At 57.7% G+C, this 15,981-nt stretch carries 13 protein-coding genes; 10 read left to right on the top strand and 3 right to left on the bottom strand.

The genetic code is table 11. The annotated features are described in order from the left end of the window. Positions 1–72 precede the first annotated feature (72 nt). Positions 73–588 (bottom strand): hypothetical protein, encoded by a 516-nt coding sequence (locus ACFSW5_RS01415; RefSeq protein ID WP_379268924.1) that lies wholly within the window; start codon positions 586–588, stop codon positions 73–75. Positions 589–590: 2 nt separating this feature from the next. Continuing rightward, positions 591–917 carry a YtrH family sporulation protein gene (locus tag ACFSW5_RS01410; RefSeq protein WP_379268922.1) on the bottom strand — a complete coding sequence of 109 codons (327 nt, stop codon included), beginning with the start codon at positions 915–917 and terminating at the stop codon, positions 591–593. A gap of 234 nt (positions 918–1,151) precedes the next feature. Here ACFSW5_RS01410 and ACFSW5_RS01405 point away from each other — a divergent pair, with 234 nt between their 5' ends. From ACFSW5_RS01405 to ppk1, 9 genes are all read left to right on the top strand, one after another. Then, positions 1,152–4,862: a DNA polymerase III subunit alpha gene (locus tag ACFSW5_RS01405; RefSeq protein ID WP_379268920.1), complete on the top strand. Its 3,711-nt coding sequence runs from the start codon at positions 1,152–1,154 to the stop codon at positions 4,860–4,862. Positions 4,863–4,961: 99 nt separating this feature from the next. Further along, positions 4,962–5,492: a phosphatidylglycerophosphatase A family protein gene (locus ACFSW5_RS01400; RefSeq protein ID WP_379268917.1), complete on the top strand. Its 531-nt coding sequence runs from the start codon at positions 4,962–4,964 to the stop codon at positions 5,490–5,492. 101 nt (positions 5,493–5,593) lie between these two features. Then, on the top strand, positions 5,594–5,782 hold the full coding sequence (locus ACFSW5_RS01395; protein ID WP_379268915.1) for a glutamate decarboxylase: 189 nt from the start codon (positions 5,594–5,596) through the stop codon (positions 5,780–5,782). 50 nt (positions 5,783–5,832) lie between these two features. Then, positions 5,833–6,711 carry an acetyl-CoA carboxylase, carboxyltransferase subunit beta gene (gene accD / locus ACFSW5_RS01390; protein ID WP_379268913.1) on the top strand — a complete coding sequence of 293 codons (879 nt, stop codon included), beginning with the start codon at positions 5,833–5,835 and terminating at the stop codon, positions 6,709–6,711. Continuing rightward, positions 6,689–7,765, top strand: coding sequence for an acetyl-CoA carboxylase carboxyltransferase subunit alpha (locus ACFSW5_RS01385; protein WP_379268911.1), 1,077 nt, complete (start codon positions 6,689–6,691; stop codon positions 7,763–7,765). Before accD ends, ACFSW5_RS01385 begins: the two co-directional genes overlap by 23 nt. A gap of 133 nt (positions 7,766–7,898) precedes the next feature. After that, positions 7,899–9,653 carry a pyruvate kinase gene (gene pyk / locus ACFSW5_RS01380; RefSeq protein ID WP_379268909.1) on the top strand — a complete coding sequence of 585 codons (1,755 nt, stop codon included), beginning with the start codon at positions 7,899–7,901 and terminating at the stop codon, positions 9,651–9,653. 99 nt (positions 9,654–9,752) lie between these two features. Beyond that, positions 9,753–10,238, top strand: coding sequence for an acyl-CoA thioesterase (locus tag ACFSW5_RS01375; RefSeq protein ID WP_379268907.1), 486 nt, complete (start codon positions 9,753–9,755; stop codon positions 10,236–10,238). Between the two features lie 11 nt (positions 10,239–10,249). Beyond that, entirely contained in the window at positions 10,250–10,648 is a 399-nt protein-coding gene (locus ACFSW5_RS01370) for an FxsA family protein (RefSeq protein ID WP_379268905.1), read from the top strand. A 141-nt stretch (positions 10,649–10,789) separates the two neighbouring features. Next, complete coding sequence (gene ppk1, locus ACFSW5_RS01365) at positions 10,790–12,853, top strand: polyphosphate kinase 1 (protein ID WP_379268903.1); 2,064 nt, start codon at positions 10,790–10,792, stop codon at positions 12,851–12,853. Here ppk1 and ACFSW5_RS01360 read toward each other — a convergent pair. Beyond that, entirely contained in the window at positions 12,844–14,373 is a 1,530-nt protein-coding gene (locus ACFSW5_RS01360) for a Ppx/GppA phosphatase family protein (RefSeq protein WP_379268901.1), read from the bottom strand. The two genes, ppk1 and ACFSW5_RS01360, sit on opposite strands and share 10 nt — an antisense overlap. Before the next feature lie 397 nt (positions 14,374–14,770). Between ACFSW5_RS01360 and citZ the strand changes: the two genes are divergently transcribed. Then, a complete protein-coding gene (gene citZ, locus ACFSW5_RS01355) occupies positions 14,771–15,883 on the top strand; it encodes a citrate synthase (RefSeq protein ID WP_379268899.1) in 1,113 nt (370 codons plus the stop codon). The last annotated feature ends 98 nt before the right edge of the window (positions 15,884–15,981 follow it).

Here is a 15,981-nt window from a genome sequence, read left to right as displayed (position 1 = left end):
GTTTGATACGAAACGCTTGTTTGACCGTATTGTACCATGGAATCGGGCCGGAGCGGAAATCGCTTTGTCCGGTCAGGCAGGCGGTTTTTCGTACAGACGGACGATGACCCAGACCAGCAGCTTGTTGTCGGATACGAGCATCGTTTTGGCCTCCACCGTGTAATCCTTGCCCATGACCCCGTAGTAGATCCGTTTCTCCAGCAGCTTCCGCGCCAGCTTGGCGTCGGTGTCGATGTCGTAAATGCTTCTGCCGATAAACACGGAGAGATCGTCTATCATCCGCTTTTTCAGCTCGGCTTCGGTCAGCTTGTCCAGCTTCGGGCGCACTTCTTTCAGGCCGGCTTCCTCCTCGATCCGGGGCTCCACGCTTTTAATAACCGTATGCTGCCTTTTGAACTGGTTCAGCGATTGGATTTCCTGCTCGTATTGCGCCAGCTTCGTCTCAAGCTCCGAATGCATATTGATCAACGCTTCGAACCGCGCTTGGGCGATCGAATTGTACAGGATGGCCCCGACGAGGACGCCCAGCGTAAAAATGCCGGCCGATTGAACGAGCCGCTCGAACCGGTGAAAGGGCGGTATTCGCATCGTCAGGCGGCTCCTTTGCAAAGCAGCTTCACGAGCTCGGTGCCGAGATGAGCTCCGAGAAAGGCCGCGATAATGAAACAGATTTGCTGCGCGGCCGGCGAAAGATGCCCCTCCGCGATATTGCTTTCGATGACCCGCACCGGGTCGATCGAGCCGCCGACCGCCGCCACGATCGCCCATATTTTCAACCTGTCGGCCGTATCCAGCATCATGGATACCGGCGGCAGCAGCATCAGCACCGAACCGATTCCGGCAAGCATCGCGCCGCCAAGCACGACGCCGAACGCGATAAAGAAATCCAATCCCGCTTTGGCCCAAAAATATTGCATTCGTTCCAGCACCCGCCTTCCTGCCTAAAGCCTGTCCGGCCTTTACTAGAATTGTATGAGAGGAAACCGGGATTATAACCTTCCGGGAAGATGCGAACAAGATTGGCGAGCGGATCGGACTATCGGGTCTTAAGACGCCGGTTCCGGCCTGCATGCGAACAAATATACGCCTTTTGCTCCCCGTATGGTAAAATAGAAGCAATAGCGCATCGGTTAAGGAAAGGAAAGATAGCGGTGAGTAACATTGGCTCGGCATTCGTGCATTTGCACGTTCATAGTGAATACAGCTTGCTGGACGGCGCCGCGCGCATCCGGGACTTGGCCGCCGGGGCGGCCGAGCTTGGGATGAAGGCGCTGGCGCTTACGGATCACGGCGTGATGTACGGGGCTATCCCGTTCTACCGCGCTTGTCAGGAGCACGGCATTAAGCCGATTATCGGCTGCGAGATGTATATGACGGCCGGCTCGCGGCTGGACAAGGCAAACCGCAAGGAACAGCCGATTTATCATTTGATTTTGCTGGCGAAAAACATGACCGGTTACCGGAACTTGATGAAGCTGAATTCGATCGCCCATCTGGAAGGCTTTCATTACAAGCCGCGGATCGACATGGAGGCGCTGGCGGCGCACGCGGAAGGCATCGTAGCGCTCAGCTCCTGCCTGAAAGGGGAGGTGCCGCAGCTGCTGCTGCACGATCGTGAAGACGAAGCGCGCGAGGCGGCACGGCGATACAAGCGGATATTCGGCGACGATTATTATTTGGAGCTTCAGGATCACGGCATGCTCGAGCAGAAGAAGGTCGCCGGCGCGCTTGTGAAGCTGGCCCGCGAGATTGGAATCAAGCTTGTCGCGACGAACGACGTCCATTATTTGCGCCGCGAGGATGCGGCCGTGCAGGACGTGCTTCTATGCATCGGAACCGGGAAGACGGTGGACGACGAGAGCCGGATGAAGATGCAGACCGACCAGCTCTATTTGAAGAGCGGCGAAGAGATGGCCGCTTTGTTCAGGCATGTGCCGGAGGCGATTGCCCATACGGCCGAAATCGCCGACAAATGCCGGCTCGAGCTGGAGTTCGGCCGCGCGGCTTTGCCGGTGTTCCGGCCGGTTCCGGCCGGGATGTCCTCGGCCGAATATTTGGCGGAGCTGTGCCGCGGCGGTCTCGAAGCCCGCTATGGCGGGAGCGCGGAATGGGCGGCCGGAAGCGCGTTTCGCCGCGAAGCGGAAGAGCGTTTGGCCTACGAGCTGTCCGTAATCGAAAACATGGGCTTCAGCGATTATTTTTTGATCGTATGGGACTTTATCCGGTTCGCCCACGAACGGGGGATCCGAACCGGCCCCGGGCGGGGCTCCTCGGCGGGCAGCCTTGTTGCCTACACGCTGAACATTACGGACGTCGATCCGCTTAAATACAAGCTGCTGTTCGAACGGTTCCTGAATCCGGAGCGGGTGACGATGCCGGATATCGACATCGACTTCAACGACGAACGGCGGGACGAAGTGATCGCTTACGTTTCGGCCAAATACGGCGAGGAGCATGTCGCGCAGATCATCACGTTCGGCACGATGGCCGCCAAGGCCGCGCTGCGCGACGTGGGGCGGGCGATGAACGTTCCTTATGCGGAGGTTGACCGGGCGGCGAAGCTTATACCGAACCAGCTTCACATTACGCTTGAAGAAGCGCTCCGGCAAAGTCCTGAACTTCGGGACGCCTGCTCCCGCCAGCCGAAGACGGACGCCATGGTGAAGATGGCGCTGAAGGTGGAGGGGATGCCGCGGCACGCTTCGACGCACGCGGCGGGCGTCGTCATTTCGCGCGAGCCGCTCACGAACTACGTCCCGCTGCAGTCGGGCGGCGAAAGCTCGGCGCTTACGCAATATTCGATGGAGCATCTGGAGGCGATCGGCCTTCTGAAGATGGACTTCCTCGGGCTTCGGACGTTGTCCATTCTGGAGCGTACGCTCCGGTGGGTGCAGGAGCTGTACGGCGAAACGATCGATTTCCGGAGCGTTCCGGACGACGATCCGTTAACGTACGACATGCTCGGGCGGGGCGAGACGACCGGCATCTTTCAGTTGGAGTCCGCCGGGATGCGGCGCGTCCTCCGGGATTTGAAGCCGTCGAATTTCGAAGACATCGTCTCCGTGCTGGCGCTGTACCGGCCGGGTCCGATGGAATTCATTCCGAAATTTATTCAAAGCAAGCATGGCTTAGCCCCCGTGGAATATCCCCATCCGTCGCTGGAGCCGATACTGTCCGACACGTACGGCATTATCGTGTATCAGGAGCAGATTATGCAGATCGCTTCGCGGATGGCCGGATTTTCGCTGGGGGAGGCGGATTTGCTGCGCCGCGCCGTGTCCAAGAAGAAACGCGAAGTGCTCGACCAGGAGCGGGCCCATTTCGCGGCGGGGAGCGTCCGCCAAGGCTTTACGGAGGAGGAAGCGAACCGCGTGTACGACATGATCGTCCGCTTCGCCGATTACGGCTTCCCGCGCGCCCATGCGGCCGCATACGCGGTGCTGGCGTTCCAGACGGCATGGCTGAAAGCCCATTATCCGATTCCGTTCATGGCGTCGATGCTGGCGTCCGTAACGGGCAACCAGCGCAAGACGGCGGAATACGTCGAGGAGTGCAGGCGGATGGGCATCGGCGTCCTGCCGCCCGACGTGAACGAAAGCGGCGTGACGTTTACGCCGGTCGAAGGAGCTGTCCGTTTCGGACTCGCATCGGTCAAAAACGTCGGCACGCAAGCGATCGAAGCGCTGCAGCGGGAGCGGGCGGAGCGCCCGTATGCCAGCCTGCTGGACCTGTGCCGCCGGGTCGATCTGCGGGTCGTCAACAAGCGCGTGCTCGAATCGCTGGTGCAAGCGGGGGCGTGCGATTCGCTGCCGGGCCACCGCGCCCAGCTGCTCGCCGGCTTGGAGGAGACGGTCGAAACCGCCGCCAAGTGGCGCAAGGAACGGGAGGAGCTGCAGATCGAGCTGTTCGGCTTCGACGAGGTGCAGAATTGGGAGGTCGAGCTGCCGGACATCCAGCCGTTTACTCCCGCCCAGCAGCTGGAGCTGGAGCGGGAACTGCTTGGCCTGTATTTGTCCGGGCATCCGCTCGACGACGCCGAGCGGTCGCTTGAGCCGCTGGGCCTCGACCGGCTCGTCGAATTGGCCGACGCGCCGGACGGCTACGGGGCGGTCGCGGGCGTCATGATCGCTTCGGTCAAGCCGTTTACGAACAAGAAAGGCAACGCCATGGGTTTCATTGAAGCCGAAGATCGCGTCATGCGCGTCGAAGGGGTCGTATTTCCCGGCGTATGGAAGCGGATCGGAAGCTTGCTGCAGAAAGGTGCGCTGGTGCTGCTTTACGGAACGGTGCAGCAGCAGGACGACGACTATAAGCTGATCGTGGAGGACGCCGTGCCGTTCGCCGATCTTCACGGGGAAGCGCTGGCGCAGCAGGCCCGCCGTCTTCTGCGCCAGGCGAAGCTGCGAGGCTCCCGGCCGCAGGCCGCTTCCGCGCAGCATCCGGCGCAGCCGTCGCGGGCGGCGGGGGCCCCGGCTTCGCAGGCATCGCCCGGTCGTGACGGCGGGCCCCGGCCGCAGCCGCGGCCGGAGCTTGCGCGTGAAGCGCCGGTCGCCCGGGAACGCGAACGGGCCGGGGAGGCGCCTTCCGCCCAGACCGGGCGCAGCGCGCCTCCGGCCGGCCCCGTGCAGCGGAAGCAGCAGCGCCTTTACATTAAAATAACGGCGGAGCGGGAGCAGCCGGCCGTTCTCGCGCGTTTGAAGGAGCTGCTCGCTTCGCACGCGGGACCGCTCGTGACGGTGCTGTTCTACGAGCGCGGCCAGAAAACGGTAGCCCTTAGCGACGGGTACCGGGTGAAGCCGTCCGTGGAGCTGATCCGGGAGATCGAGAAGCTGTTCGGCGGCGGGACCGCCGTGGTGAAGTAATATCGGGCGAATCGTTCCTTTCTGCGCTGGCACATATCCGCTTGTACCTGCATACAAATAGAGATACAAGCGGATTAAGGCCAGTCGGGAGGAATCGTTATGACGGACGAAAACAATGAAACGAGCGGACAAATCGGGACAAGCGGGATCGAGAGGTGGCTGAAGAAAAGAGGCGTTTCCGTGGACGATATCGCGGAGATCGTGCATTCCTTGCAGCTGCCTTACAATCCGGACTTGAAGCTGGCCGAATGCGAGGAAAGCGTAAGGGCGGTCCTTTGCAAGCGGGAGGTGCAATACGTTCTCTACACGGGCATTGCGTTAGACGAGCTTGCCGAGAGCAAGCTGCTTCCCCAGCCGCTCCAGGCGATCATGGAGACGGATGAGTCCCTTTATGGCGTGGACGAAACGCTGGCGCTCGGCATCACGAACGTATACGGCATGATCGGCTTGACCAGCTTCGGCTATCTGGACAAAGTAAAGCCCGGCATTATACGCCGGCTCAATGTGAAAGGCGAGAAAATCCACGTATTTCTCGACGATCTCGTTGCCGGCCTGGCGGCCGCCGCGTCGGCGCGCATCGCCCATCAGGACCCGAAAGCGGAGCGATATGATTTGCCGGAATCCCTATAATTATGTTATCATATTGCATCATATGGCATGATGCCTGATCGATCATTGCTTGAGCGCAGGGCCAAGCTATGCTGCAGCATTGTTACCAGGGGGTTCAATTCATGTGGACGGTCATTTACATCGCACCGACTGCCAAAATTGCAGAAAACATCAAGAAACGGCTAACCGAAGAGGGATTTCTCATCAAAATCCGCCCTGTTAACTTGTCTAAACAGCAATACGAAATTTTGGTGCCGTCCGCCGAACTGGAGGAAGTGCAGGAAGTGTTCAATTCCATGTTCCGGATCTGACGGATGGGTAATGTCCAAATACTAACCCACGCCCTAAAGAGGTGTCATGAGTGATTAAGGACTTATTTGGAAAAAAGAAATACGCGACCATTCCTTCCGAACGGACGAAGCGAGACATTCCGGAAGGCTTGATGAATAAGTGCGCGAAATGCGGCACCATTCACTACAGCAAAGAATTGGATAAAAACTTGAAAGTATGCTCGTCATGCGGGTATCATTACCGACTCAGCGCGTGGGAACGAATCGGAATGACGCTAGATGACGGGCGTTTGTATGAATACGACGCCGATTTGGAGTCCGTCGACCCACTCGGTTTTCCGGGTTATGCCGCCAAGCTGAAGCAGCAGAAGGAGAAGTCGGGGCTGCTGGACGCCGTCGTGACCGGCGAAGGGACGATCGGCGGTTTTCCGGTCGTTGTGGCGGTCATGAGCTTCGACTTTTTTACCGGCAGCATGGGTTCCGTCGTAGGGGAGAAAATCACGAGAGCGATCGAAGCTGCCGAGAAGAAGCGGCTGCCGCTCATTATATTTTCCACGTCGGGCGGAGCGCGGATGCAGGAGAGCATTCTCAGCCTGATGCAGATGGCGAAGACAAGCTCGGCGCTCGCCAAGTTCCAGGGCGGCGGCGGCCTTTTTATATCGGTCATGACCGATCCGACGACAGGCGGCGTAACGGCGAGCTTCGCGAGCCTCGGCGACTACAATTTGGCCGAGCCCGGCGCGCTGATCGGCTTTGCCGGACGGATTGTCATCGAACAGACGATCCGCCAGAAGCTGCCGGACAATTTCCAGACCGCTGAGTTTAATTTGCAGCATGGCCAGCTTGATATGGTCGTTCACCGCAAAGATATGAAAGCGACGCTGACCAAGCTGCTCGATATGCATGTCGTAAAGGAGGGGATTGCCGATGGCGGGAGAGCTTCCGTTTGAGAAACCGCTCGTTGAACTGAAAGAGAAAATCAAGACGCTCAGGAAGCTGGCCGAGGATAACGGCATGGATTTCTCGGAGGAGATCGCGCGTCTCGAGGAGCGCTGCAAGCAGCTGGAGCAGGAAATGTACAGCGAGCTGACGGCCGCTCAGAAGATGCACATGGCGCGCCACCATCAACGTCCCACTTCGCTTGATTTCATCAACGCCATTTTTACCGACTTCATGGAGATGCACGGCGATCGGCTGTTCGCGGACGACTTGGCGATCGTCGGCGGATTGGCCAAGCTGAACGGCATGCCCGTAACGGTTATCGGCCATCAGCGGGGCAAGGACATGAAGGACAATATCGCCCGCTTCTTCGGCAGCCCTCATCCCGAAGGCTTCCGCAAGGCGCTTCGCCTCATGCAGCAAGCGAATAAGTTTAACCGTCCGATCATTACGTTCATCGATACGAAAGGCGCTTATCCGGGCAATGCGGCGGAGGAGCGCGGACAAGCCGAAGCGATCGCCCGCAACCTGCGCGAGATGGCCGGTTTTGGCGTGCCTATCGTCTGTGTCGTAATCGGCGAGGGCGGCAGCGGCGGCGCGCTTGCGCTAGGCGTCGGCAACCGGGTTCTAATGCTTGAGAACGCAATTTATTCCGCGATTTCGCCGAACGGCGCGGCGTCCATCTTGTGGAAGGATGCTTCCAGAGCGGACGAAGCGGCCGAAGCGATGAAAATTACGGCGCCGGATCTGCTCCGGTTCGGCGTGATCGAAGAGATTATCAAGGAGCCTCAAGGCGGAGCCCACCGGGATCTGGCTTTCCAATCGGAACAAATCAAGGAGGCGCTGTGGCGTCACTTGCAGGAGCTTCTGAAGCTGTCGCCGGCGGAGCTGATTCACGACCGCTACGAGAAATTCCGGAAAGTCGGACAGTTTCGCGCGGCAGACAAGCCGGCGGTAACGGACGAAGCGCAAGGCCAAGCCGCGGACAAAACGGACGCGAAGGCCGCCCGCCCGGACGCCGGCGTTTCCGGCAAACCGGAGCATAGCGAGGAGCTGCAGGTTTAACGCCGGCCGCTTTTCCATATAAAAATCGAAGCCGCTCGAAGAAGATCTAGTGCAGCCTCGGCCGCCCGCACCGGATCTTCTTCGAGCGGCATCGAAAAACTATAAGGTTTTAAACTAAACGGAGGAAACCAACATGCGCAAAACAAAAATTGTATGTACGATCGGTCCATCCAGCGAATCGTTGGAGAACACGAAGAAACTGATCAACGCCGGGATGAACGTGGCCCGTCTCAACTTCTCCCACGGCGATTTCGAGGAGCACGGCAACCGGATTAAGAACATCCGCCAAGCAAGCGCCGAGCTGGGCAAGACGGTCGCCATCCTGCTGGATACGAAAGGACCGGAAATTCGTCTCGGTAAGTTGAAGGAAGAGCCGATCGAGCTGGTGCAAGGCGAGACGATCACGCTGACGACCGAAGAGATTCTCGGCGACAAGAACCGCATCCCCGTTACATACAGCAACCTTCCGAACGACGTACAAGTCGGCTCCACCATTTTGATCGACGACGGCTTGATCGGCCTGACCGTAGAAGGGATCGACGGAACGGAAATCAAATGCCGCATCGTCAACAGCGGTCCGATCAAGAGCAAAAAAGGCGTGAACGTTCCGGGCGTCCATATCTCCCTGCCGGGCATTACCGAAAAAGACGCCAACGATATCGTATTCGGCATCGAGCAAGGCATCGACTTTATCGCGGCTTCTTTCGTCCGCAAAGCAAGCGACGTGCTTGAAATCCGCGAGCTGCTCGAGCGCCACAACGCCAGCCATATCCAAATCATTTCCAAAATCGAAAACCAGCAAGGCGTCGACAATCTCGACGAAATTCTCGAAGTATCGGACGGCCTTATGGTTGCGCGCGGCGACCTCGGCGTAGAAATTCCGGTCGAAGAAGTTCCGCTTGTGCAGAAGTCGATGATTCAAAAATGCAACCGCGCCGGCAAGCCGGTTATTACCGCTACGCAAATGCTCGATTCGATGCAGCGCAATCCGCGTCCTACCCGGGCCGAGGCAAGCGATGTGGCGAACGCTATTTTCGACGGAACGGACGCGATCATGCTGTCGGGCGAAACGGCTGCGGGCAAATACCCGGTCGAATCGGTCGAGATGATGGCCCGCATCGCCGAGCGTACGGAAGCGGCTCTTGCTTACAGCGAACTGTTCCTGAAGCAGGCGAACGCCCAGCAAGTATCGGTTACGGAAGCGATCAGCCAAGCGGTGGCGAACTCCGCCCTTGAGCTTGACGCCAAGGCGATCATTACGTCGACGAAGAGCGGCTACACGGCCCGCATGGTGTCGAAGTACCGTCCGAAATCGCCGATTATCGCCGTTACGTCCGACGATAAAGTCGTACGCCGCCTTGCTCTCGTATGGGGCGTTACGCCTGTGCTTGGCGAAGAGCAGAAGACGACGGACGCCTTGTTCGAAACCGCGGTGAAAGGCGCCATGTCGACCGGCCAGCTCGCTTTGGGCGACACGGTTGTCATTACCGCCGGCGTGCCTGTCGGCTTCGCAGGCTCCACGAACCTGGTCAAAATTCATCACATCGGCGAATTGCTCGCTCAAGGACAAGGCATCGGCAGCCAGACGGCTACCGGCAAAATCGTCATTGCCCGCACGGCTCAAGAAGCCATTGCCAAAACGACGGCAGGCTCGATCCTCGTAACGGTATCGACGGACAAAGATTATATGCCGGCGTTCGAGAAAGCCGCTGCCGTCATCACCGAGCAGGGAGGCATTACGAGCCATGCTGCGGTTTGCGGCATCAACCTCGGCATTCCGGTCATTCTCGGGGTGGCGAACGCGACCAGCAAGCTGCAAGACGATATGGAAGTGACGATTTACGGCGAAACCGGCGTCATTTACTCCGGCCAATCGAAAGTACTGTAAAATTCAGCATATATGACATAAGCGCAAAAGCGATGGTGGCCGCACCGTCGCTTTTGTTCTTCCATCGAAACGAAGCAAAAGCGAAAGGAAGTCATCCGCGTGACAGAACGATACTCCCGTTGGCATGCGCATCCGCTGCGCGTGCGTTACCAGGAAACCGATCAGATGGCGGTCGTGTTCCATACGAATTATTTGAACTGGTTCGAAATCGGCCGGACCGAGCTGATTCGCAGCCTGGGCATCGAATATAAAGCGATCGAGCGGGAAGGGCTGCTGCTTCCGGTGATCGACCTCGACTGCGCGTTTGAAGCGCCGGCCCGGTACGACGATACGGTGCTTGTTTTTACGAGGGTCGCTTCATGCTCGAAAATCAGGATTAGCTTCCAGAACGAAGTCAGAAGGGTGGAAGCGCCGGAATGGAAGTCCGGCACGTGGGAGCCGGGAGATGAGCTTCCGGGCGAACGGCTCGTTTACGGCGGGACGCGGCATGCGTGGGTAACGAAGGAGATGCAGCCTGCCCGTTTGGACAAGCGGATGCCGGCGTTGTATGATTTGCTTATAAACCTATTGAAACAGGATGCGTAAGGGGAGTGCTTATGCAAAGACGTAACGGGCTGTTTATTATGGCTATCGCGTTCACCGTTGTCGAGGTGGCGGGCATCGTTCTGGTGACGCGCTGGATCGGCGGCATGGGGACGTGGCTCGCCATCTTGCTGACGGCCGTTCTCGGCGCTTATTTGGCCCAGGCCGAAGGACGGAAGGTATTGGCCGAAGCAAGAAGGCAGATGCAAGCCGGACAAATTCCCGGGCGAATGATGCTGGACGGATTATGCGTCTTTGCCGGGGGCATTATGCTGGCCATGCCCGGCTTTATAAGCGATATTGCCGGATTGACGCTGCTCTTGCCGCCCACGCGCGCCTTTTACCGGCAAATGATGCTGCGCTGGCTGGAGAAACGGATGAAGAACGGCTCTTTTACGATAAGGAGATATTAGCGGGGACGGCCGCTTCTTCGTAGATGCCGTCCGGGCCGTTTTTTCATATTTTTCGCTTGTCTTTACATTAATTTTACAATTGCTTAATAAGCGTATAATAGTGGGACCGCATAATAGGGGGCATATAGGGAGGCGTTATTCGTGACCAAACAATTGTCCCATTACGTAAACCGGGATTTAAGCTGGATTGAATTTAACCGCAGAGTGCTGGAGGAGGCTCAGGAACCGGCCAATCCGCTGCTGGAGCGGGCCAAGTTTCTGGCTATCGTGTCCAGCAATTTGGACGAGTTCATGAGCGTTCGCGTGGCGGGAATTCAGGATCAGATTCGGGCGGGCTATACGAAAACGGATTTTACCGGCTACACGCCGGCAGGCTTATGGAAAAGACTGCTGAAGCGGACGAACCAGATGGTTGCGGAGCAGTATAGATCGTACCGGGATATTGTGCGCGCTCTAGCGAAAGAAGGCATCGTCTTCCGTTCGATGGATGAGCTGACGGCGCAACAGCTGCGGGCGGTATCGGATTATTTTCACGAAATCGTGTTTCCGGTTCTGACGCCGATGGCGGTCGACCAGAGCCGGCCGTTCCCGCTAGTGCATACGAAGGAGCTTTATTTGGCCGTTCTTCTGCAGCAGGAAGACGGCGGAGAGGAAGAAGAGCCGCTATTTGCCATTGTGCAGGTGCCGTCCATTCTGCCTCGTTTCTTCCAGGTCCCTTACCGCACCGGCAGCAAAAAAACGGAGTTCGTGCTGCTGGAATCGATTATCGAGCAGTTTATCCATACGTTGTTTAACGGATACAAGCCGTTTGCCGTGCATCCTTTCCGCTTAACCCGCAACGCGGACTTGTCCATTAACGAAGACGGCGCCGAGGATTTGCTGGAAGAGATCGAGAAGGAGCTCAGGAAGCGGCGCTGGGGCATTCCGGTACGGCTTGAGGTGGCGCGCGGCATGCACCCTTACGCCCTTGCCATGCTGCAGGAGGAGCTTGAAATCGAGGACAACCTGTTCCAAATCGACGGACCGCTCGATTTAAGCTTCCTGATGAAATTTGCCGGTTCGCTGCCCGGCTACGACAATCTCCGGTTCGACCGGATGGAGCCGGTGTACCCGAAAGAGTTCGACGACAACGAGGATATGTTCTCGGTCGTCAAGGAGCGCGACGTGCTCGTGTATCATCCGTACGAATCGTTTGAAGCGGTAAACGACTTCGTGACGGAAGCCGCTTACGATCCGGACGTGCTGGCCATTAAAATGACGCTTTACCGGGTCAGCGGCCAATCGGCGCTTGTGCAAGCGTTATCGAAAGCCGCCGAAGCCGGAAAGCAGGTAACGGTCGTCGTCGAGCTGAAAGCGCGATTCGACGAGGAGCGCAATATCGCTTGGGCGAGGCAGCTGGAGAAAGCGGGCTGCCATGTCGTTTACGGGCTGGTCGGACTAAAGACGCACGCCAAAATATTGCTGGTCGTCCGTCGCGAGCACGGAACGCTTCGCCGCTACGTTCATGTGGGCACCGGCAATTACAACGACAGCACGGCGACGCTGTATACCGATATCGGCCTGTTCACGTCCCATCCGGTCATCGGAGCCGACGCTTCGGCCCTCTTCAACGAAATAACCGGCTACTCTTCGCCCTATGAATGGAAAGCGTTCGGCGTGGCGCCAACCGGCCTGAAGGAAAAGCTGTTCCGGCTGATCGACCGCGAGATCGAGCACGCCAAAGCAGGCCGGAAGTCGCATATCGTGGCCAAAATGAATTCGCTCTCCAATCAGGAAATGATCGATAAGCTGTATGAAGCTTCGCAAGCCGGCGTGACGATCGAGTTGATCGTGCGCGGCGTATGCTGCCTGCGCCCCGGCGTGCCGGGCCGCAGCGACAATATCCGGGTCATCAGCATCGTCGACCGTTTCCTGGAGCATGCGCGAATGGTGTACTTTGCGAACGGTGGAGAAGAAGAGGTGTATCTGTCCAGCGCGGATTGGATGACGAGGAACCTGACCAGGCGCATCGAGCTCATGTGCCCGGTATTCGACCGGGAGCTCGGGCGCATGCTGATCAATATGCTTCAGCTTAATTTGAACGATAACGTCAAAGCCCGGCAGCTCCTCCCGACGGGCGCCTATGCGCCCGTCGTAAACGAGGGAGAGCCGCTGCGCAGCCAATACGAGGCGAGAGACATCCGCAAGTGGAAAGGTTACGCGTGATGCTGTAACAACAGCTCGGGGACGACGCCCCAAGCTTTTTTGAAATCGGCGGCAAGCTCCTTAACCTCGGCTTGTTCCCACGACAAATGGCCTGCCTCCGGGGCCGGGACGAGCAGCAGCGCCGGCGGCAGCAGCTTCGCTTCGAGGGGCCAGGCGGCTTGCGTCTCGCTGCGGTCCAAAGCGATCGCCAGCTGCAGAATCATGCCGAGACGGGTTACGGCTTCCAGGTCGGCTTCGTGAAGCAGCTCCCGGTAATCGGCGAGCTGCTGGCGGAGCCGGCCTTTTCCTTTGTAAGACGCGATGGCCGCAATCAGCACGATCTGGCGGTGCGTGAGGCCGTTCAGATGCGAATTGAGGATAAGATAGAACGAATGTTTAGCCGCTTCGTAATAATCGACTGCGGCTCCGATCCGAAACAGCTTGGCGGCCGTTTGCAGAAGAAGCTTCGCATCCGGCGGCAGACGGTAAATGTCTTCCAGCCGGCCGTAAATATGCAGCGCCAGCCGCTCTACCAGCTCGACATGGCGGCTCGGAGCGTTCAGGTATAACCGCTGAACGTTGTCTACGCTGGAGGCCAGCACGTCGGGCAGAACCGGCTCTTCGGCGAGCCGCTCCGCGTGGAAAAGCCCGTCGCGAAGCCCTGTTCCGCAAACGACGTAATGCGAAGCTTTCATCGATTGGAACAGCCGCTGCAGAATGGCAAGCCCGGGTACGATAACGTCTGCGCGTTCTTTGGACAACCCCGGAAACTTGCGGCGCTTGTCGAGCGGCAGCTTGACGAGCTGGTCGAACAATTGCGCTACATCGGCGGCTTCGATCCGGTAATTATGATTGGACGGGAAAGGATAGCCGCTGGATGCCTGATGGATTTTGCCGAGGGCGCGCACCGTCCCGCCGACGCCGATCAGCGGAAGCCCCGGCGATTCCGCAATCCACGGCTCGCCGGCCGCGGCGTCCGCGACGATCGCTTCAATCTCCTTCAGCGACTGGCTGTCCGGTATGCCGCTCTGGCCGATCCGGCGGTTCAAGCTTACGCTGCCGAACGGGAACGAGACCGAACGGACCAGCTTTCGGCCGCGGAACAGCGATACTTCGGTGCTTCCGCCGCCGATATCGATCAGGAAGCCGTCCTCCGCGTCGATGGCGTTGATCATGCCCAGGAACCCGTAATAGGCTTCGTCCTCGCCGGAGAGCAGTTCGACTTCGAGCCCCGTGGCCGCCCGTATGGCGGAAAGCGCCTCGCGGCCGTTTGCCGCGTTGCGGATGGCGGCGGTCGCAACCGCGCGGACGCGTTTCGTTTGATGGTAGGTGCAAATCATGAGAAAATGCCGGAGCGTATGTACGATTTGCTCGATCGCAAGCGAGGTCAGTTTGCCGTCGGGACCGACGTGCTCGCTTAGTCTGGCCTGTCTTTTGCTTCCGTCTATGACGCGATAAGCCCCTGAAGCCGTTCGCTCGTACACGACTAGGCGAACGGAGTTGGAGCCGATATCGATGATCGCCATCCTTTGTTCAGTCATGGTCATGCCTCCTGTCCGGTCTAACGCTCATGATGCGTGAAAATCTTTCAATGCCCATAGTACCATTTTAGCGGCAGAAGAACCATAGCGGCCGGTTCCATGGCCGTTTTTGGCGATTGCAGCGCGTGGATTTGTTGCGGCAAAAAAATGAACCGGAGGGACGGAATAGAAAAGGGGAAAATAACCTACAATGAAATTTGGTTCGCGAAAAATCAGGCATAATATGGGGACGAATTGGCGAAACGTATATCAAGAACAATTATTTATGACGCTGATAAAGCATTTCTATGTCTAATTTTGTTCACATCTCGGGCGAAATCCATTATCATAAATCATATGAGTATTACGATTTGGAATGTTTTAAGCGTAATCATATGAGGTTAAAGGAGAGATTCGAATGACAGCAACCAAAGGCCTTGAAGGAATTGTAGCCGCATCTTCGTCGATCAGCTCCATTATCGATGGCGTTTTGACCTACCGCGGCATTAATATTGACGATCTGGCCGAGAATGCCACGTTTGAAGAAGTCATTTATTTGCTGTGGTACGGCAAGCTGCCGAACCGCACCGAGCTTGCGCAGCTGAGAAGCAAGCTTGATGAATACGCTGCCATTCCCGGCGAAGTCATCGAACAAATCCGCACGTTCCCGAAAAACGCAAACTCGATGGCCGCTCTCCGGACCGCCGTATCGAGCCTCGCGCTTTACGATGAATCCGCGAACGATATGACGCCTGAGGCAAATCTCGAGAAGGCGATCAAGCTGCAGGCCAAATTGCCGACGATTGTAGCCGCTTTCTCGCGCATCCGCAACGGCCTGGAGCCTGTCGCTCCGAAATCCGGCGTATCGATCGCATACAACTTCTTGTACATGCTGGATGGCAAAGAGCCTGCCGATGTGGCCGTGAAAGCGCTTGACCAAGCTCTTGTGCTGCACGCCGACCACGAATTGAACGCGTCCACGTTCGCCGCCCGCGTAACGGTCGGAACGCTCTCCGACATTTACTCCGGCGTTACCTCCGCGATCGGCGCCCTGAAAGGACCGCTGCATGGCGGAGCGAACGAAGCCGTTATGGTCATGCTCGAGCAGATCGGTTCTCTCGACAAAGTGGAAAGCTGGATTGCCGATGCGCTTGCGAACAAGCAGAAAATTATGGGCTTCGGACATCGCGTTTACAAAAACGGCGATCCGCGCGCCAAGCATCTTCAGAAGATGTCCCGCGAGCTCGGCAAGCTGAAAGGCAATATGGAGCTTTACGAAATGTCCGTAAAAATCGAGGAGCTCGTGACGGGGCAAAAAGGCCTTAAGCCTAACGTCGACTTCTATTCCGCATCCGTTTATACGACGCTTGGCATTCCTCGCGACCTGTTTACGCCGATCTTTGCGATCAGCCGCGTATCGGGATGGACAGCGCACATTTTGGAGCAATACCAGGACAACCGGCTTATCCGTCCTCGCGCGGACTACGTCGGCCCGGCAAATGCGAAATTCGTCCCGATTGACGAACGCTGACGATTTTGAAATGATAGAGAGGGGCGGCGGCATTGCCGTTCCCTTCTCCATGCAATAAAATCATTATGAATTGGGTTGCATGCGGCTTGTCCATCCCG

The sequence above is a fragment of the Paenibacillus thailandensis genome (assembly GCF_042685365.1).
Taxonomy (GTDB): domain Bacteria; phylum Bacillota; class Bacilli; order Paenibacillales; family Paenibacillaceae; genus Paenibacillus_AP; species Paenibacillus_AP thailandensis.
This window is presented reverse-complemented; position numbering and strand designations above follow the sequence as displayed.

What these genes read in the sequence shown, in the direction of transcription:
- ACFSW5_RS01360 (WP_379268901.1), bottom strand. Translation starts at nt 14,373, where the DNA reads ATGACTGAACAAAGGATGGCGATCATCGATATCGGCTCCAACTCCGTT.
- ACFSW5_RS01395 (WP_379268915.1), top strand. Translation starts at nt 5,594, where the DNA reads ATGTGGACGGTCATTTACATCGCACCGACTGCCAAAATTGCAGAAAAC.
- ACFSW5_RS01385 (WP_379268911.1), top strand. Translation starts at nt 6,689, where the DNA reads ATGGCGGGAGAGCTTCCGTTTGAGAAACCGCTCGTTGAACTGAAAGAG.
- ACFSW5_RS01370 (WP_379268905.1), top strand. Translation starts at nt 10,250, where the DNA reads ATGCAAAGACGTAACGGGCTGTTTATTATGGCTATCGCGTTCACCGTT.
- ACFSW5_RS01410 (WP_379268922.1), bottom strand. Translation starts at nt 917, where the DNA reads ATGCAATATTTTTGGGCCAAAGCGGGATTGGATTTCTTTATCGCGTTC.
- citZ (WP_379268899.1), top strand. Translation starts at nt 14,771, where the DNA reads ATGACAGCAACCAAAGGCCTTGAAGGAATTGTAGCCGCATCTTCGTCG.
- ACFSW5_RS01400 (WP_379268917.1), top strand. Translation starts at nt 4,962, where the DNA reads ATGACGGACGAAAACAATGAAACGAGCGGACAAATCGGGACAAGCGGG.
- pyk (WP_379268909.1), top strand. Translation starts at nt 7,899, where the DNA reads ATGCGCAAAACAAAAATTGTATGTACGATCGGTCCATCCAGCGAATCG.
- ACFSW5_RS01415 (WP_379268924.1), bottom strand. Translation starts at nt 588, where the DNA reads ATGCGAATACCGCCCTTTCACCGGTTCGAGCGGCTCGTTCAATCGGCC.